16 protein-coding genes are annotated in these 18,230 nt (G+C 71.8%); 9 read left to right on the forward strand and 7 right to left on the reverse strand.

What is annotated here, in order from left to right; translation table 11 throughout:
* Positions 1-38: 38 nt before the first annotated feature.
* From ACZ4UV_RS39290 to ACZ4UV_RS39300, 3 genes are read right to left on the reverse strand one after another with little or no spacing between them, the layout of a single operon-like run.
* A complete protein-coding gene (locus ACZ4UV_RS39290) occupies positions 39-845 on the reverse strand; it encodes an SAM-dependent methyltransferase (RefSeq protein ID WP_451016603.1) in 807 nt (268 codons plus the stop codon).
* Positions 846-880: 35 nt separating this feature from the next.
* Entirely contained in the window at positions 881-1,153 is a 273-nt protein-coding gene (locus tag ACZ4UV_RS39295; RefSeq protein ID WP_351495562.1) for a DUF397 domain-containing protein, read from the reverse strand.
* Positions 1,150-2,025, reverse strand: coding sequence for a helix-turn-helix domain-containing protein (locus tag ACZ4UV_RS39300; RefSeq protein WP_351495560.1), 876 nt, complete (start codon positions 2,023-2,025; stop codon positions 1,150-1,152). The genes ACZ4UV_RS39295 and ACZ4UV_RS39300 overlap by 4 nt, the downstream gene beginning before the upstream one ends.
* A 268-nt stretch (positions 2,026-2,293) precedes the next feature.
* Between ACZ4UV_RS39300 and ACZ4UV_RS39305 the strand changes: the two genes are divergently transcribed.
* The 7 genes from ACZ4UV_RS39305 (at position 2,294) to sbnA (ending at position 12,541) form a co-directional block, all read left to right on the forward strand.
* Positions 2,294-2,734, forward strand: coding sequence for an ATP-binding protein (locus ACZ4UV_RS39305; RefSeq protein WP_451016602.1), 441 nt, complete (start codon positions 2,294-2,296; stop codon positions 2,732-2,734).
* A 78-nt stretch (positions 2,735-2,812) separates the two neighbouring features.
* Positions 2,813-3,091: a hypothetical protein gene (locus tag ACZ4UV_RS39310; protein ID WP_451016601.1), complete on the forward strand. Its 279-nt coding sequence runs from the start codon at positions 2,813-2,815 to the stop codon at positions 3,089-3,091.
* A gap of 321 nt (positions 3,092-3,412) precedes the next feature.
* Positions 3,413-5,989 carry a Pls/PosA family non-ribosomal peptide synthetase gene (locus tag ACZ4UV_RS39315; protein WP_451016600.1) on the forward strand — a complete coding sequence of 859 codons (2,577 nt, stop codon included), beginning with the start codon at positions 3,413-3,415 and terminating at the stop codon, positions 5,987-5,989.
* A gap of 13 nt (positions 5,990-6,002) precedes the next feature.
* Positions 6,003-9,275, forward strand: coding sequence for a non-ribosomal peptide synthetase (locus tag ACZ4UV_RS39320; RefSeq protein ID WP_467844630.1), 3,273 nt, complete (start codon positions 6,003-6,005; stop codon positions 9,273-9,275).
* Positions 9,276-9,314: 39 nt separating this feature from the next.
* Positions 9,315-10,319, forward strand: coding sequence for a TauD/TfdA family dioxygenase (locus tag ACZ4UV_RS39325; protein WP_467844633.1), 1,005 nt, complete (start codon positions 9,315-9,317; stop codon positions 10,317-10,319).
* Positions 10,316-11,386 carry a 2,3-diaminopropionate biosynthesis protein SbnB gene (gene sbnB, locus ACZ4UV_RS39330; RefSeq protein WP_467844634.1) on the forward strand — a complete coding sequence of 357 codons (1,071 nt, stop codon included), beginning with the start codon at positions 10,316-10,318 and terminating at the stop codon, positions 11,384-11,386. The genes ACZ4UV_RS39325 and sbnB overlap by 4 nt, the downstream gene beginning before the upstream one ends.
* Before the next feature lie 36 nt (positions 11,387-11,422).
* Positions 11,423-12,541 carry a 2,3-diaminopropionate biosynthesis protein SbnA gene (gene sbnA, locus ACZ4UV_RS39335; RefSeq protein WP_467844636.1) on the forward strand — a complete coding sequence of 373 codons (1,119 nt, stop codon included), beginning with the start codon at positions 11,423-11,425 and terminating at the stop codon, positions 12,539-12,541.
* A 79-nt stretch (positions 12,542-12,620) separates the two neighbouring features.
* Here sbnA and ACZ4UV_RS39340 read toward each other — a convergent pair whose 3' ends face one another.
* Positions 12,621-13,826, reverse strand: a complete 1,206-nt coding sequence (locus ACZ4UV_RS39340; RefSeq protein ID WP_451016596.1) for a cytochrome P450 family protein — start codon at positions 13,824-13,826, stop codon at positions 12,621-12,623.
* A 127-nt stretch (positions 13,827-13,953) separates the two neighbouring features.
* Here ACZ4UV_RS39340 and ACZ4UV_RS39345 point away from each other — a divergent pair, with 127 nt between their 5' ends.
* Positions 13,954-14,544, forward strand: a complete 591-nt coding sequence (locus tag ACZ4UV_RS39345; RefSeq protein ID WP_467844638.1) for a P-loop NTPase family protein — start codon at positions 13,954-13,956, stop codon at positions 14,542-14,544.
* On the opposite strand, the gene ACZ4UV_RS39350 is transcribed toward ACZ4UV_RS39345, so the two are convergent.
* Positions 14,501-14,899 carry a VOC family protein gene (locus ACZ4UV_RS39350; RefSeq protein WP_451016594.1) on the reverse strand — a complete coding sequence of 133 codons (399 nt, stop codon included), beginning with the start codon at positions 14,897-14,899 and terminating at the stop codon, positions 14,501-14,503. The genes ACZ4UV_RS39345 and ACZ4UV_RS39350 overlap by 44 nt on opposite strands.
* A 92-nt stretch (positions 14,900-14,991) precedes the next feature.
* Between ACZ4UV_RS39350 and ACZ4UV_RS39355 the strand changes: the two genes are divergently transcribed.
* On the forward strand, positions 14,992-15,981 hold the full coding sequence (locus ACZ4UV_RS39355; RefSeq protein WP_451016593.1) for a helix-turn-helix transcriptional regulator: 990 nt from the start codon (positions 14,992-14,994) through the stop codon (positions 15,979-15,981).
* A gap of 55 nt (positions 15,982-16,036) precedes the next feature.
* Here the strand turns inward: ACZ4UV_RS39355 and ACZ4UV_RS39360 are convergent, their stop codons facing one another.
* Entirely contained in the window at positions 16,037-16,465 is a 429-nt protein-coding gene (locus tag ACZ4UV_RS39360) for a VOC family protein (protein WP_451016592.1), read from the reverse strand.
* Positions 16,466-16,511: 46 nt separating this feature from the next.
* Complete coding sequence (locus tag ACZ4UV_RS39365) at positions 16,512-17,999, reverse strand: FGGY-family carbohydrate kinase (RefSeq protein WP_467844642.1); 1,488 nt, start codon at positions 17,997-17,999, stop codon at positions 16,512-16,514.
* Between the last annotated feature and the right edge of the window lie 231 nt (positions 18,000-18,230).

Consider the following 18,230-nt stretch of genomic DNA (forward strand, 5'->3'; position numbering starts at 1 on the left):
TACGACAGCCCAGGGGCGGATCCCCCCTCGCAGCGGCCTTACGGCTTGATGCCCACCCCGGTCCACAGGCTGACCTCCGCGTCGGTGGCGGTCGGCTCGGCGTCGGGGCGCCAGCGGTGGCCCACCGAGACACCGGGGTCGAGCAGTTCGAGCCCGTCGAAGAAGCGCGTCACGTCCGCACGCGAGCGGAACTGCACCGGGGTGCCCGCGTTGTTGTAGATGTCGGTGACCTTCTGCCAGGTGTCCGGGTCGAAGTCGGGCGTGCAGTGGCTCAGGGCGAGCGCGCTGCCCGGGGGAAGCACGTCCAGCAGCCGGCTCACGATGCCGTACGGGTCCTGCGCGTCCGTCACGAAGTGCATCAGGGCGTTCAGGGACAGCGCCACCGGCCGCCCGAGGTCCAGCACCTCCGCCAGTTCCGGGGCGTCGAGCAGCGACTGCGGGTCGTTGACGTCCGCCTCGATGTAGGTCGTGCGGCCCTCGACCGTGCTGCGCATCAGCCGCTCGGCGTACTTGAGCACCAGCGGGTCGTTGTCGGCGTACACCACCCGGGCCTCGGGGACCACGGACTGCGCGACCTGGTGCAGGTTCGGCTCGGTCGGGATGCCGGTGCCGATGTCGAGCCACTGCCGGATGCCGTGCTCGCGGGCGAGGACGCGGGTGGCGCGGTGCATGAAGGCACGGTTCTCCCGGGCGCAGACGAAGATGCCCGGGTAGGCGGACGCGACGGTCTCGGCGGCCACCTTGTCGACGTCGAAGTGGTCCTTGCCGCCCAGGTAGTAGTCGTACATGCGGGCGGAGTGGGGCCTGCTGGTGTCGATGTCCCGCGCCGCGGGCGAGTTGGTCATCCTGAACCTTTCAGAGGGGGTGGGTGGGGGAGAGGTCAGCCGGTGGTGAGGTGGTCGGCGAGGCCCCGTTTGACCCCCGCGACGAACGCGGTGATCTCCTCCGGGGTGTAGATCAGCGCGGGGCCGGCCGGATCCGTCGACTGCCGCAGCGCGATCCTGCCGTCGGCGAGCTGCTTCGTCTGCACGCACTGACCGCCGTTGGGACCGCTCCAGGGTGACTCCCAGCCCTGTTCCCCCAGGTCCGATGCGGGCATGCCGTTGTACACGTCGTGGACGCCGCCGTCGAAGGAGGTGTCGAAGGTGGTCATGAGTACTCCTTGCGCATGCGGTTCAGGAGCGCCCTGCTCTGCGCGTCGGAAGTGAGCAGGGACATGCGGTTGTGCGCCTCCAGGTGGGCGACGACGTCGGAGCGCTGGTCCAGGTACATCGCGCCGGAGAGGACCTCGGTGTAGACGACGTCCGGCAGCTCGGGCTCCGCGAAGCGGAAGTAGGTGAACGGGGCGCACACCCCCACATGGGCACCGGCCGTGAACGGGACGACGTCGACGCTGACGTGCGCCAGCTCCGAGGCCTCCAGCAGCCGTTCGATCTGCTCCCGCATCACCTCGGGCCCGCCCACCACCCGGTGCAGGACCGCCTCTTCCATCACCACCCACAGCGTCGGCGCGTCGGAGCGCTCCAGCAGGGCCTGACGGCGCAGCCGCAGGTTCACCCGCCGCTCCAGGTCCTCGTCGCTGTCGTTGGGGAAACCCCCGCTGAGCACGTGGCGCGCGTACTCCCGGGTCTGCAGCAGCCCCGTGGCGTAGTGCGGCTCGTACGTCCGCAGGGTCGTCGCGCCGGTCTCCAGGCTCACGTAGGCGCTGAACCAGGTGGGCAGCACATCCCGGTACGTGTGCCACCAGCCGGGCTCGTTGGCCCGCTCGGCGAAGGCGACGAACTCGTCCCGCTCCTGCCGGTCGGCGCCGTAGGTCTCGAGCAGTTTCTCCACGTAGAGGGGCTTGAGCGTGACCTCCGCCTTCTCCAGCCGGCGGATGGTCAGGGGGGTGACCCGAAGCGCCCGCGCGGCGTCCTCCAGTGACACTCCCGCTCCCTGGCGCCGCTCCTGGAGCCTGCGGCCCAGAATCATGCGCAGCACGGTGGGCGCACTGGTGCTCCCCGCGTTCGAACGGCCTTCGCTCACGCCCTACCTCCTGAGGGACTGTCACCCGAACGAGTGTGACAGGCACTTGCTGAAGCGGCCAGACGGATACCGGCATCCTGAAATTATCAGGGAGTCGGTTGCAGCATGAACTCGCATGCGCGCATGATTACTTGAGTAAATCGCGGTCACGATCACGGGCGATGTCCCGCTTCCCGTGCGGCCGTTGCCTCGTCGTGCCCGCTCTGCCGCTCTGCTCCGCCCGTTCTGCCTGCTCTCAGCCGCGCCCGCCTTACGGAAGGCAGCCATCGTGTCCCCCCACGCGACCTCCCCCCGCGACCTGTTAGACGTAGACGCGCCCGACCGTGCGCACTGGATCGAGTTGCCCTCGCACCGCTCCAGCGTCAGAGTCGCCCGCCGCTCCGTGAGAGCCCGGCTCACCGAGTGGGGACTCTCCCGCGAGTTGTGCGAGGACGCGGTGCTGCTGGTGTCCGAGCTGGCCACCAATGCCGTCATCCACACGCTGAGCGTGCGGATCCTGTGCGGCATGGGGCTCGTCGCCGACGGGTGTCTGCGGCTCGAGGTCCACGACCACGACTACTCCGGCCACGGACTGCCCCGGCGCGATCCCGGCCCCGACGACGAGGGTGGCAGGGGGCTGCTGCTCGTCGAGCAGCTCGCCGACTCCTGGGGCGTCGACCGGTCGCGGCTCACCAGCGGTCAGGCGGTGTGGGCGATACTGACGGCCTGACGGGGGGGTGAGCAGGGCGTCGACGGTTCGGAGTTGCCGATTTCGTGCGGGTGTACGGGCCCGCATATGATCTTGGTCGTGACTGTGCAGAACTCTGACAAAACGCCTTCCCGTAAGCAGCGGCTCCAGGAGAAGCAGCGCCGCCAGCTGGCCGTCGTCGACACCGTGGACAAGGCCGAGGTCAAGGTCCGCAAGGCGGAAGCCGAACTGGCCGTGGCCGTCGCCGAGGCGGTGCAGGTGTTCGGTGACGAGCGTGCCGCCTCCGAGGGGCTCGACATGCCCGTGGAGGCCGTACGCCGCTTCGTCGGCATCGCGGCACACGAGACCGCCGCGGCGACGGACGGTGCCGACGGCTGACACGAGCCGATGATCCGTGCCCCGCGCCGCCGGTGAGGACTCCCGCCGGCGCGGCACGGATCCGTGTAGGACCACCGCACGCCACGGCCCCATGCCTCGGCCGATGCCGGTACCCGCGACGGGGGCTGCCGGCCGGGGGGCCGCCGTTCGGGTGATTCGCCCGCTCCCCTTCCGGGCGTGAAACCAAGGGAATGCAGGCCTGGCAGCTCATGCCGGGCGCTCGTTCATGCCTGTGGGACAAGTGGCAGGTAATGCTCTTATCCGGACAAACTGAATCCGCCGGTTCGTGATCAGGAACATCCACGTTCTCCAGGAGATCGCATGGTGGAACAGTCCTCCGAGGTCGTTTCGGAGCCGGATGAACCTGCCGTCGCCCCGACCGGCAGCGGCCCCAGGGCGGCGGAGACCGAGCGGAGGCTCGCGCAGGCACTGGCCGACCTCCTCGACGCCGAGACCGTCCCGGTCGACGGCCACTTCTTCACCGACCTCGGCGCCAACTCCCTGGTCATGGCCCAGTTCTGCGCACGAATACGCAAGGCTGTCGACCTTCCGTCGCCGTCCATGCGGGACATCTACCGGCACCCCACGATCCAGAGCCTGGCGGCGGCACTCGGCCAGACCGCCGCCCCCGCCGATCCGGTGCCCGCCCCGCAGCCGCCCGAGCCGTCGCCGGCACCGGGCCCGCGCACCGGCCGGTGGAACCATCTGGTCTGCGGCACCCTCCAGTTGCTGGTCTTCCTGGGCTACTCCCTGGTCTCCGGATTCGTCACCGCCGCGGGATACGAGTGGATCGCCGCCGGCAAGGGGCTGGCCGACATCTATCTGCGGTCGCTGCTCTTCGGAAGCGGCGCGTTCGTGGCGTTGTGCGCCTTCCCCGTCGTCGCGAAATGGCTGCTCGTCGGCCGCTGGCGCCCCCGCGAGTTCCCCGTCTGGGGCCTGACGTATCTGCGGTTCTGGGTCGTCAAGGCGCTGCTGCACGCCAACCCGATGGTCTTCCTCACCGGAACTCCGTTGTACGTGCTGTACCTGCGGGCCCTCGGCGCACGGATCGGCAAGGGCGTAACGATCCTCTCCCACTCCGTCCCCGTCTGCACCGACCTGCTGACCGTCGGGGCCGGCACGGTGATCCGCAAGGACTCCTTCTTCCTCGGCTACCGGGCCTGCGCCGGACGGATCCAGACCGGCCGCATCACCCTCGGCACGAACGCCTTCGTCGGCGAGAAGACCGTCCTGGACATCGACACCTCCGTCGGCCACGGCGCCCAGCTCGGCCACTCCTCCGCCCTGCACAGCGGTCAGGCGGTCCCGGACGGCGAGCGCTGGCACGGATCCCCCGCGGAGCCCACCCGGACCGACTACGTCCGGATCGCCCCGGCGCACTGCGGCACCCTGCGCCGCGCCTGGTTCGGCCTCGGCACACTGCTTCAGCTGCTCCTCCTGTACGTCCCGCTGGCCATCGGCGGCGTCTACATGTTCTTCACCGAGGTACCGGCGATCGGCAAGCGGCTCGACCCGGTCACGGTCGCGCTCGGCTGGTCGGAACTCCTCCCCGACGCCCTGCTGCTCTCCGCCGTGCTCTTCTTCGGGTTCCTCGTCCTGGGACTCGCGGCCCTGTGCACCCTGCCACGCCTGGTGGGCCTCCTGGTCAAGCCCGACAGGGTCTACCCGCTCTACGGATTCCACTACGCGCTGCAGCGGACCACGGCCCGCATGACGAACATCAAGTTCTTCGCCTGGCTCTTCGGCGACAGCTCCTACATCGTGGGCTACCTCCGCGGCATCGGATACGACCTGTCACGGGTCGAGCAGACCGGGTCGAACTTCGGCACCGAAGTGCAGCACGAGACACCGCTGCTGGTCAGCGTCGGCAGCGGGACCATGGTGGCCGACGGCCTCTCCGTCCTCAACGCGGACTTCTCCAGCACGTCCTTCCGGCTGTCCCGGGCCTCGATCGGGGCGCACAGCTTCCTGGGCAACAACATCGCCTACCCGGCGGGCGCCAGAACCGGGGAGAACTGCCTGCTCGCGACGAAGGTGATGGTTCCCCTCGACGGCGAAGTCCGGGAAGGCGTGGGGCTCCTCGGCTCACCCTGCTTCGAGATCCCCCGCTCGGTGGACCGCGACGCCGGCTTCGACCACCTCCGCACCGGCGAGACGTTCCGCCGCCGGCTGGCCGCGAAGAACCGCTACAACCTCCGCTCCATGGCGCTCATGCTGCTCGTGCGCTGGCTGCACACCTTCGCGCTCACCCTGTTCGGACTCGCCTCCGTGGACCTGTACGGCGTGGTCGGCCAGGTGGTGATCGCCGGCTACCTGGCGTTCACCCTCGCCTTCTCCGCCGCCTACTTCATCCTGGTGGAGCGCTGCCTCGCCTCGTTCCGCGCGCTGCGCCCCCGGCTGTGCTCCATCTACGACCCGTACTTCTGGTGGCACGAACGGCTGTGGAAGGTGCCGGACCACTTCCTCAACATCTTCAACGGGACCCCGTTCAAGAGCCTGGTCTGGCGGCTGCTGGGGGTGCACATCGGCCGCCGGGTGTTCGACGACGGCTGCTACCTCACCGAGCGGACCCTCGCCACCATCGGCGACGACTGCACCCTCAACGCCGGCAGCAAGATCCAGTGCCACTCGCAGGAGGACGGCACCTTCAAGTCCGACGTCACCACGCTCGGCGCCGGCTGCACGCTGGGCGTCGCCGCCCATGTGCACTACGGCGTGACCATGGGCGACGGCGCGGTGCTCGCACCCGACTCCTTCCTCATGAAGGGCGAGGAAGTCCCCCCGAACGCCCGGTGGGGCGGCAATCCCGCGGTGGACATGCCGGACGGCGGCAGCCGTTCCGTTGGCGCCGCCCCGGTCACGACAGCAGCCGACGCCACCACGGCGACCTTGAGTTGAGGAAGGGCATCCGATGGGAACGCGCGTGGAGACGGACCGGGAGTTCTGGACCCGGACACTGACCGCCGGCGGTGCCACCGCCGTGCCCCGCTGGGTCCGGGAACCGGTGCCGGGAACGGCCGGGCACGAGACACCGCTGCCGGACGACGTGACGCGGGCGGTGCGTGAACTGGCCGCGCGGCAGGGCCTGTCGGCCGGCACCGTGCTGCTGGCCGCCCACCTCAAGGTGCTGGCCGCGCTCTCGGGCGAGCCGGAGGTGGTCACGGGCCACGTCGCCGAGCCGGGCGGCGCACCGCTGCCATGCCGGGTGGCCGTCCCCTCCGGAAGCTGGGCGGTCCTGCTCGCGGCCGCCGCGCAGGCCGAGGCGGAGGTGCTCGCACACCGCGACCACCCGGTGGCCGGACTGCGGCGCGAACTCGGGCTGACGGAGCCGCCGTACGAGGTGGTCTGCGGCCCCCTCGGCGCCGACGAGGCCCACGCCGACCACGGCGTCCTGCACGTGCGCTGGTCCGACCGGGACGGCCGGCTGACGCTGCGTCTGCGGTACCGTACGGACGTCCTGGACGCCGAGGCCGCCGCCCGCATCGGCGGTTACCACCTGACCGCGCTGCGTTCGCTGACGGCGGACCCCGACGCCGACCACACCCGGCAGAGCCTGCTCTCGGCCGAGGAACGGCACGAGCAGCTGGAAGGCCTGGCCGGCCCGCACCGCCCGCTGCCGGACGCCCGCGCGCACGAACTGTTCGAGCAGCGGGTGCGGTCGCATCCGCAGGCCGTGGCGGCCGTGCACGGCACGCGGGAGTGGACGTACGACGAGCTCAACCGGCGCGCCAACAGGCTGGCGCGCGCCCTGCTGGCCCGGGGCCTGGGCCGGGAGGACGTGGTCGCCGTCGTCTCCGAGCGCACCCTCGACTGGCTGGCGGCGGTGCTGGCCGTGTTCAAGGCGGGCGGCGTGTACCTGCCGATCGAGCCGCACTTCCCGGCCGGCCGCATCGAGGCCACCCTGTCCCGGGCCGGATGCCGGATCGCCCTGGCCGAGCCCGGCAGCACCGGCACCCTCGACGGGGCGCTGGCCGCCCTGCCGGACGTCGTGCAGCTGCCGTTCGACACGGCGTACGCCGAGCCGCACGCCGACGACGACCCCGGGATCCGCGTCGACGCCGGTCAACTCGCCTACATCTACTTCACCTCCGGCTCCACCGGCGAGCCCAAGGGCGCGATGTGCGAGCACGCGGGCCTGCTCAACCACCTCCACGCCAAGATCGACGACCTGGAGATCGGCGAGGGGACCGTGGTCGCGCAGACCGCCCCGCAGTGCTTCGACATCTCCCTGTGGCAGCTCGTCGCCCCGCTGCTGGCGGGCGGGCGGACCCTGCTGGTCGAGCAGGACGTGATCACGGACGTGGCACGGTTCACCGACACCCTGGAGCGCGGCCGGGTCGGCGTGGCCCAGCTCGTGCCGTCGTACCTGGAGGTCGTGGTCTCCTACCTGGAGCAGCACCCGCGCACCCTGCCCGACCTGCGGTACGTGTCGGTGACCGGCGAGGCGCTGAAACGCGAACTGGTCCAGCGCTGGCTGGCGGTCCAGCCGGCCATCGGCCTGCTCAACGCCTACGGACTGACCGAGACGTCCGACGACACCAACCACGAACTCCTCCGGGAGGTACCCGACCGGGTTCTGCTCGGGCGGGCCGTCAACAACGTCCGCGTCCACGTCGTCGACGAGCACCTGGCCCTGGTACCGCTGGGCGCCCCGGGACTGATCGCCTTCTCCGGCGTCTGCGTGGGCCGCGGCTACGTCAACGACCCCGAGCGCACCCGGGAGGCGTACCGCACCAACCCGTACCGGCCGGGCGAACGCCTCTACCTGGGCGGCGACTGGGGGCGCTGGCACCCCGGCGGCAAGCTGGAGTTCCTCGGCCGCCGGGACAGCCAGGTCAAGATCCGCGGGTTCCGGATCGAGATCGGCGAGATCGAGAACTGCCTGCTGCGGGTGGCCGGCGTACGGGACGGCGCGGTCGTCGTCGCCGAACGGAACGGCGGCGGCAAGCAGCTCATCGCCTTCTACTCCGGCACCCGGCAGCGGCCGGAGGCCCTGCGCGACGCGCTCGGCGCGAGGCTGCCCGCCTACATGGTCCCCTCGGCCTGCCACTGGCAGGACAGCCTTCCGCTGACCGCCAACGGCAAGATCGACAAGAAGGCCCTGACCAAGCTGGCCGAGACCACGCCGGCCGGCGACGTCCACCGGGCGTCCGGTGGCACGGAGCGGGCGACCGCGGGCCGGCTCGACGCGACCGAGCGGAGAGTGGCCGCCTCCTGGGCCGAACTGCTGGGAGTGCCCGTGGAGCAGGTCAGCCGCACCGACCACTTCTTCGACTCCGGCGGCACCTCCCTGACCGCGGTCAAGCTCAGCCTCGCCCTCGACCGGGCGGTGTCCCTCAAGGACATCACCCGGCATCCGGTCCTCGCCGACCTGGCCGCCCTCCTCGACGGCCCGGCCCGGCAGCGCCAGGAGCTGCTGCTGACCCTGGCGGACGGGAGCGGCACCCCCGAGTGCGCCCTGGTCTGCTTCCCGTACGCGGGCGGCAACGCGGTCAACTACCAGCCGATGGCGAGCGCCCTGGCGGGCAGCGGCCTCACGGTCCTCGCCGTGGACCTGCCCGGCCACAACCTGGCCGCACCCCCCGAGCCGTTCGCGCCCGTCGAGGAGGTGGCCGAGCAGGTCGCCGCCGAGATCACGGCACGCGGCCTGACCCGGGTCATGCTCTGGGGCCACTCCTCGGGAACCGCACCGGCCGTCGAGACGGCCAGGCGGCTCCAGCAGCGAGGCGTCCACGTGGAACGGCTCTTCCTCGGCGCACAACTGCTCGGCACCGCCACCGAACGGCACACCGCCGTCACCGAACTGGCGCACCTGGGCGACACCGAGATCGCGACGCGCCTGGCCGCGGACGGCGGCCACCCCGAACTCGCCGAGCTGAACCCGCAGCACGCCGCCCGCATCGCCGCCGCCTACCGGCACGACTGCGCCGCGGCCCACCGCTACTTCGGCACGGTCCTGCAAGCCCCGCCGGCCGTCAAGCTGTCCGCCCCGGTCTCGGTGGTCGTCGCCGCCGACGACCCGCACACGGCCGGGCACGCCCGGCACCACCGGGACTGGCTGCTCCTTGCCGACCGCGTCGAGCTGCACGAACTCGCCGACGGCGGCCACCACTTCCTGCGCACCCGCCCCGCCGAGACCGCGCAGGCCGTCCTGACCACCGTCCTCCCCCTCGCCTCCTCCTGACCCGTCACACCCCAGGCGGTCGACCGAAAGGAACCCGAGATGCCGTTCTCCTCCCTGGCATCACCGCTCGACGTGGAGCTGCGGCCGGACAAGCCGGCGCTGCTGCGCGTGGATCCCCCCGACGACCCGCCGAAGTGGGCGGCCGAGCACCGCGAGGCGTTGCGCGCCCAGGTCACCGAGCACGGGGCACTGGTCGTCCGCGGCCTCGGACTCCGCGACACCGGCCAGGCCGGTGCCGTCTTCGAACGCCTGGCCGGGGAACTCATGACGGAGCGGGAGGCCTTCGCCCCCCGTGAGACCCACCGTCCCGGCGTGTACGCGTCCACGCCCTGGCCGGCCAACCAGCCCATGTGCATGCACCACGAGCTGAGTTACCAGCTCCAGGTGCCCGGCCTGATGCTCTTCGCCTGCCTCACCGCTCCCGAGCAGGGCGGGGCGACGGCGGTGGCCGATGCCGAGGAGGTGCTGCGGGCCCTGCCCGGCGGGCTCGTCGAACGGTTCGAGCGGGAGGGCTGGATCCTGACCCGCACCTACAACGACGAGATCGGCGCGAGCCTCACGGAGTCCTTCGGCACCGGCGACCGCGCCGGGATCGAGCGCTACTGCCGGGCCAACGCCATCGACTTCACCTGGCAGCCCGACGGCACCCTGCGCACCGAACAGCGCCGCAACGCCGTCGTCCGGCACCCGCTCACCGGCCGGCGCTGCTGGTTCAACCAGATCGCCTTCCTCAACGAGTGGACCCTCGCACCCGAGGTGCGCGAGTACCTGGTGGACGTCTACAGCGCGGACGGACTGCCGTTCAACACCCGCCACGGCGACGGCACCCCGATCGGCGAGGACGTCGTCCAGCTGATCAACCGCACCTACGAGGCGCACACCCGGCGCGAGCCCTGGCAGCAGGGCGACCTGCTGCTCGTGGACAACATCCGCACCGCGCACAGCCGGGAGGCGTTCACCGGCGAGCGGCAGGTGCTGGTCGGCATGGGCGAACCCCTGCGGCCGGCCGAGGACTGCCCGGCGACGGAGGCGAGCGAGCGATGACCGACACCCTGTCGACCACCAGCCGGTCCGCCACCCCCGGGCGGCCCGCCGTCCCGACCTTCGCGGTCGTCACCGGCGAGCAGGTGCACCAGGCGCTGAGCGGGCGCGAGAAACAGCTCACGGAGCTGGTCGAGACCGTCTACCGGCTGCACGACGCGGGCGACTCGGTCAACCCGCCGTCGTACTTCCTGCGCTTCACCGACCGGCCGACCTCGCGGATCATCGCGCTGCCGGCCTCCCTCGGCGGCTCCGTCCACGTGGACGGCCTGAAGTGGGTCTCCAGCTTCCCGGAGAACGTGAGCAGCGGGCTGCCGCGGGCGTCCGCGGTGCTCATCCTCAACGACCAGGAGACGGGCTACCCGTTCGCCTGCCTGGAGAGCTCGATCATCAGCGCCACCAGGACCGCGGCCTCCGCCGCCCTGGCCGCCGACTGGCTCAGCCGCAACCGCACCCGCCCCACCCGGGTCGGCTTCTTCGGCACCGGCCTGATCGCCCGCTACATCCACACCTTCCTGGCCGGCACCGGCTGGGACTTCGACGAGATCGGCGTGCACGACCTGTCCGCCGACAGCGCCGACGGCTTCCGCGGCTACCTGGAACAGACCGGCACCGGGGCGCGGATCACCGTCCACGAACACGCCGAGGACCTGGTCCGCGGCAGCGACCTGGTGGTCTTCGCCACCATCGCCGGCCGGCCCCATGTCACGGACCCGGCCTGGTTCACCCACAACCCGCTGGTCCTGCACGTGTCCCTGCGCGACCTCGCCCCCGAGGTCCTGCTGGGCGCGGCCAACTTCGTCGACGACGTCGACCACTGCCTCAAGGCCGACACGTCACCCCATCTCGTCGAACAGCTCACCGGGAACCGTGACTTCCTCAACGGGACCCTCGGCGACGTCATGGCCGGCCGGGCCGCCCCACCGCCCGACCGTACCGTGATCTTCTCGCCCTTCGGACTCGGCGTCCTCGACCTCGCCGTCGGCAAGTACGTCTACGACGAGGTGTCCCGGGCCGGGGACCTCTGTCTCATCGATGACTTCTTCCACGAACTGCGCCGCTACGGCTGAGGCCGTCGTCCTCGGCCCGGCACCAGGAGGCCCGCCGTGCCTGTCATCTCCGCTCCCTACGCCTTCAACGAGGGCGACCTCTACGTCGACCTGGAGTCGATCTGCGGACACCCGCTCTACCTGAAGTGCGAGGCCTTCAACTTCGCCGGATCCATCAAGCTGAAGGCCGCCAACGAGATGGTGGAGAACGCCGAACGGGACGGAATCCTGAAAGCGGACTCCGTCCTCGTCGAGTCCTCCTCCGGCAATCTCGGCGTCGCGCTCAGCATGATCGCCGCGAGCAAGGGTTACCGGTTCCTGTGCGTGACGGACTCCCGTTGCAACCTGTCGACCAGGCTCCTGATGGAGGCGCTCGGCAGCGAGGTGCACATCGTGGCCGACCAGGACTCCAATGGCGGGTTCCTGGGCACGCGGATCGAGTACGTCCGCTCGCTGTGCGCGTCGGACGACCGGTACGTGTGGCTCAGCCAGTACACCAACGCGGGCAACTGGACGGCGCACTACCGCACCACCGCCCCGGAGATCGCCCGCCGGTTCCCCGAACTGGACGTGCTGTTCGTCGGGGCGGGCACCACCGGAACCCTCATGGGCTGCGCCCGCTACTTCAGCGAGTGGCACCGGCCGGTGCGGATCGTCGCGGTGGACGCGGCGGGCTCGGTGGCGTTCGGCGGCGAGCCGGGCCGCCGGATGATCCCGGGCCTCGGCATGAGCATGCGGCCGCCGCTGCTCGACGAGTCCTTCGTGGACGAGGTGATCCGGGTGGAGGAGCCGGACACCATCCGGATGTGCCATCGCATGGCCCGGCACGGCTTCCTCTTCGGAGGCTCCACCGGGACCGTGGTCAGCGGCGCGACGGACTGGCTGACCCGGCACGACGCCGGTGACCTCACCGCGGTCGCCGTCGCACCGGACCTCGGCGAGCGCTACCTGGACACCATCTACCAGACCAACTGGCTGCATGACCTGTACGGCGACCAGGTGCTGGCCACCGGGGACGGCGACCGGGTGCCCGGCACCGGGGACGGCGACCGGGTGCCCGGCACCGGGGACGGCGACCAGGTACTCGACGCCGGGGACACCCCGCCGCCGAAGTCCCTGCCCCGGGAGCCCAAGTCCGCCTCCCGCGCACCGGCCCGACGGCGCAGCAGCACCTGACGGCGGTTCACGCCGGAGCGCGGCCCCCCGGAGACGCCCACGCGGCGGCATCCGGGGGGCCGCGTGTCCGCCGGGCTTCTCAGTAGCGCACGGGCAGGGCGCGCAGCCCGCGGGTGCGCATCGACGGACGCCAGTCCAACCGCTCGACGGGGACGTCGATTTCGAGGCGGGGGAAGCGTTCGAGGAGCGCGCCGAGGGCGATCTCGGTCTCCAGCCGGGCCAGCGGCGCGCCCAGGCAGTAGTGGATGCCGTGCCCGAGGGCCAGGTGCCCGGTGGCGTCGCGGCCGAGGTCGAGCCGGTCGGGCTCGGGGAAGCGGCGCGGGTCGCGGTGGGCCGCCGCCAGGGACAGCAGCACCGTCTCGCCCGCCGGGACGGTGACCCCGCCGATGGTGACGTCCTCGGTCGGGAAACGGCGGATGGCGAGCGGCGCGGGCCCGTCGTAGCGGGCCAGTTCCTCCACGGCCGGCCCGATCCGGTCCGGATCCGCGCGCAGCGCGGCCAGCTGCCCGGGGCTCCGCAGCAGCGCCAGCGTGGCGTTGCCGATCAGATGGACGGTGTTCTCGTACCCGGCGAACAGGATGAGGAAGGCCAGCGACATCAACTCGTCCTCGCTGAGCCGGTCCTCCTCGTCCCGTACGGCGATCATGGCGGAGAGCAGGTCGTCGGCGGGCTCGGCCCGCTTGCCGGCGAGCAGCCGGGCGAAGAAGGCCAGCAGCGCCCCGACGGCCTCCTTCGCCCGCTCGGGCCGGGCCGGGTCCGGGACCACGAGGGCGTCGGTCCAGGCCCGGAAGTCCGGCCGGTCCTGCTCGGCGACGCCCAGCAGTTCGCAGATCACGGCGATGGGCAGCGGCGCCGCGTAGGCGGCGATCAGATCGGTACGGCCGAGGGGCGCCATGGCGTCGAGCAGCGCGTCGGCGGTCCGCCGGACGGGTTCGCGCAGCAGGGCGACACGGCGGGGCGTGAACGCCCGGGACACCAGGCGCCGGACACGGGTGTGGTCCGGCGGGTCCATGTTCAGCAGGTTGGCGTCGAGCGCGGGCGGCAGCGCGAGCCCGCGGTAGCCACCGGGCTTGGCGTTCGCCTTGTCGAGGGAGAGCCGCGGGTCCGCCAGGGCCTGCCGCACGTCCTCGTACCGCGTCACCAGCCAGGCCGGCAGCCCGTCGGTGCCGGCGACCCGGTGCACGGGCCCGGCCTCCCGCAGCCGGGCGTACCCGGCGTACGGGTCGGCGAGCAGCTCCGCGGGGTCAACGGCGGCCGGAGCGGGGGGTGTTGTACTGGCGTCCATGCCCCAACCCTAGACAGTGCGGGCAGCGGCGGCGGCCGGTCACCCGTACCGCACCCGGGGGAGCGCGCGGCAGCCGTGCCCGGAGCCGGCCCGGCGGACGAGGTCGCCCGCGGGACAGGGTGCACCGGTGGAACGGATCTTGGTGGTGGGGGTCACGGGCGCGGGCAAGTCCACCCTCGCCCGCACCTTGAGCGGCCGGCTGGGCCTGCCCTACCACGAGATGGACGCCATGTACTTCAGCGGTCCGGGCTGGGCCGTCAACGGCGAACTGGCCGAGGACGTCGCACGGCTCACCGCCGGGCCTCGCTGGATCATCGACTCGCTAGGCTATCCGGAAGTCCGTGACCTGCTGTGGGACCGGGCCGACACCGTGGTCTGGCTGGACTGTCCCAGACGCGTCGTCATGCCTCGCGTGCTGCGCCGGTCCGTCCGGCGCACCGTCACACGCGAGGCACTCTTCGGCGGCAACAGGGAGACCTGGTCGGGGTGGCTGAGCCGGGAACACCCGGCCTGGCGGGCCTGGTCGCAACACGCCACCCGAAGCCGCGAGATCGCCGACCCGGCGGCCGATCCCCGCTTCGCCCCTCTCCACACCCACCGCTTCGCGCACCCCGACGACACGGCGGCCTGGCTGGCATCCCTCCGAGGCCACGGTCGCCGCGTCGGGCGATGCGTCAGCGCCCGAACTTCGCGCGGGCCGCCGGGGTCACGGGGGTGAAGAAGTTGACGAGGTTGCCGTCAGGGTCGCGGAACAGCAGCGAGCGGTTGCCCCAGGGCATCGTGGTGGGCTCGGTGACGAAGTCGGTGACGAAGCCCTTCAGGTTCCGGTGGACGCGGTCCACGTCGTCGACGAGGAACTCGGTGATCACGCTGTGGTTCTCCGCCGGGCGGGCGGAGCCCGGGGCGAACAGCGGGACGGTACGGGTACCGGCGATCGCGAGGGTCGCGCCGGCCGTCCCCAGTTCGGCGAAGTCCTCGGTGGCCCACGTGGCCCGTGCCCCGGTGGCGCGCTCGTAGAACTCGACGAGGCGCGCCACGTCGCCGGTGATGATGCGGATCGAGACGAAGTCCATGGGTTCTCCTTGGCTGTGCTGAACGCGTGCACCGCAGAGGCTAGGAGAAATAGCGGACAGAATCGGTCCGGTATTCGCGTTAGATTGTGTCCATGTCCCGACCCACAGGCCGCGTGCTGACCCTCCTGGAGCTGCTCCAGTCGGGCGGCACCCGGACCGTGGCCGAACTCGCCGACCGGCTCGGCGTCGAAGGGCGTACCGTGCGGCGGTACGTGGACCAGCTGATCGACCTGGACGTGCCGGTGGAATCGGTGCGCGGCCGCTACGGCGGGTACCGGCTCGCCCCCGGGTACCGGCTGCCCCCGCTCATGCTCGGCGACGACGAGGCGCTGGCCGTACTGCTCGGCCTGGTCGCCGGCCGCCGGGCCGGACTGACGACGACGGAGCTGACGGCGAGCGAGACGGCATCGGCGAAGATCCGGCGGGTGCTGCCCAAGCACCTCGCCCGTCGGCTCGACACCCTGCTGGAGGCCCTCGCCTTCACGGACCAGCCCGGCGAGTTCGACACCCCGGACGCCGGGGTCCTGCTCACCCTCGCCGATGCCGTACGCCACCGCCGGCCGGTCTCCATCCGCTACACCGACCGCGACGGACGGCCAAGCGAGCGCACGCTGCACGCGTACGGGATCGTCGCCCATGCGGGCCGGTGGTACGTCACGGGCAGGGACGCCGGGATCGGTGAGGACCGGACCTTCCGGCTCGACCGCATCGCGGACGCGCGGACCCTGCCCGGCTCCTTCGAGGCGCCCGCGGGTCCCGGTCCGGCGGAGCGCGTGCTGTCGGGGTTCGCCGCGGCCGGGTACCGGCACGAGGTGACCTTGCGGATCCACGGGACGGCCGAGCAGATCCGGGCCCGTCTTCCCGCCGGCGTCGCGACCCTGGAGGAGTACGAGCCGACGGCGGGCCGCGATCCGGCGGCCGAACGCTGGCTGCGCGTCGGGCTGCGGGCGGAGCGGCTCGACTGGCTGCCTCCGGTACTCGCCGCACTGGACCGGCCGTTCGTCATCGAGCGCCCCGACGAACTGCGCCACCTCGTCGCCGCCCTCGCCGACCGGCTCGCGTCCTACGCCCGCCGGTCCTGACGGCGAGCGAGCCGGTACCGGGCCGAAGTACGGCCCACCGCGTCCCGGAGCACGCTCAGTCGATGCAGAACTCGTTGCCCTCGATGTCCAGCATCGGGATGCACGCGTCGTTGCCGTCGTACAGCGTCTGCACGTGTACCGCACCGAGCGGGACCAGCCGCGCGCATTCGGCCTCCAGCGCGGCGAGGCGCTCCTCGCCCACGAGGCCGGTGCCGACCCGCACGTCCAGATGCACCCGGTTCTTGACGGCCTTTCCTTCGGGGACGCGCTGGAAGTACAGACGCGGGCCTACTCCCGAGGGATCTGTGCAGGCGAACCACGAGTCCCGCTGCTCAGCCGGCTGCGCACGCTGGTACTCGTCCCAGGTGGCGAAACCCGCCGGTGGCGGCGGTACGACGTACCCCAGCACCTCGCACCAGAAGCGGGCGAGACGCTCGGGTTCCGCGCAGTCGAAGGTGACCTGGAACTCCTTGATCGCTGACATCGGCGCACCATAGCAGGCGGACTCCGCCCCTGAACGCCCCGCGGCGTCACGGGGTTTCCCTCCCGACGCCGGTGACCTGGTCGTGGGCCAGGGCGTGGGTGACCGCGGTGGTGCTCTCGTACAGGACCCGGTACTGGGTGAACCGGCGGTCGTAGACGTCCGCGGTGGCGGGATCGGGCCGGACCACCGATGCCGGCGGGTTCCAGGCCGTGATGTCCGGTCGGCCGATCAGCCCGGCGGCGAGGAAGGCGGCTCCGTAGCAGGCGCCGACGGTGGTGCGGGCGACGATCTGTTCGAGGCCGGTGACATCGCTGACGATCCGGGGCCACAGCCCGCCCCGGGTGCCGCCGCCGACCGCGACGATCCGCCGGATGTCGGCACCGGCCGCGAGCATCGTCTCGACGTTGTGCCGGACACCGTAGGCGGTGGCCTCCAGCGCCGCCCGCATCAGGTCGCCGCGGGTGTGACCCAGCGTCAGGCCCGCGATCACCCCCCGCGCGTCGGGGTCCATGAGGGGTGTGCGTTCCCCGGCGAAGTAGGGCAGCATCACCAGGCCGTTGGCACCCGGGGGCGCGGCGGCCGCCTCGTCGAACAGCTCGCCGGGGCCGATGTCGCCGCAGAGGTGCCCCAGCCAGTCGGTGACGGCTCCGGAGGTGGCCATGCCGCCGGCCAGGCAGCGGGTGCCGGGCAGGGCACCGACCGTGGACCACATCGACGGGCTGGTCACCAGCCTGTCGACCGTGTTCACCAGGAACATCGTGGTGCCGTACATCAGCATCAGGTCACCGACGCCGTGGCCGCCGACGCTGACGGCCTCGCTCCAGGCGTCGATCGTCCCCACGACGACCGGCGTCCCGGCCGGGATGCCCGCGACGGGCGTGCGCACCCGGCCGGCCTCGTCGCCCGGCCAGCGCAGCGGCGGGAGTTCGATGCCGGGCGCGATGTGCTCGGCCCACTCGGGGATCCAGCGCTGTGCGTGGATGTCGAACAACGGGGTGCACTGGCTGGCGGAATGCAGGTCCAGCACGTAGGCGCCGGTCAGCCGGTGGGCGAGCCACGAAGCGGGCATGAGCAGGCGGCGGGCGCGTGCCCACGCCGCGGGCTCCCGCTCGCGGATCCAGGCGAGCTTCGGCCCGACGGCCTGGGACGACAGCGCGGAACCGCACCTGCCGAAGACCATGTCCGGTCCCAACTCCGCGTTCAGCCGCGTGATCTGCTCCTCGGCGCGGGTGTCCACGCCGTACAGCACCGCCGGCCGCACCGGTTCTCCCGCGTCGTCGACCAGGAGGGTGCACGGGCCCATGCCGCTGACTCCGACGGCCCGGACGGCGATGTCGGCGCGGTCCAGCAGTTCGGCCGCGATCGAGACGAACTCGTCCCACCACACCCGTGCGTCCATCTCGACGTGCCCCGGGCGCGGACGGTCGACCGCGTGCCCGCGTACGGCCTCGCCCAGGACGCGGCCGGCGGCGTCCACCACCACGCCCTTGGTGCTGGAGGTGCCGACGTCCACTCCGAGGACGACGTCGATCATGCGCTGCCTCCTTCGGCGCCGGATGTGCCACCGTAGCCTGCCGCTCCGCGGTGATGCCGTCCGCGACCCGCACGCCGGCCCCTCGGCTCACGTCGCACTCAACGGACCGCTGTGCAGCAGTCGTTGACATGCTCCTGCCTTGTGGCTAGCTTCACGAACAGTTCCCGCTGTGCTCCTGGGGCGCTCGCAGCCCAGGGATCCATCGAAGCGTTCGTCTCTCAGGCACCTCGT

The sequence above is a fragment of the Streptomyces sp. NPDC028289 genome, from assembly GCF_055565975.1.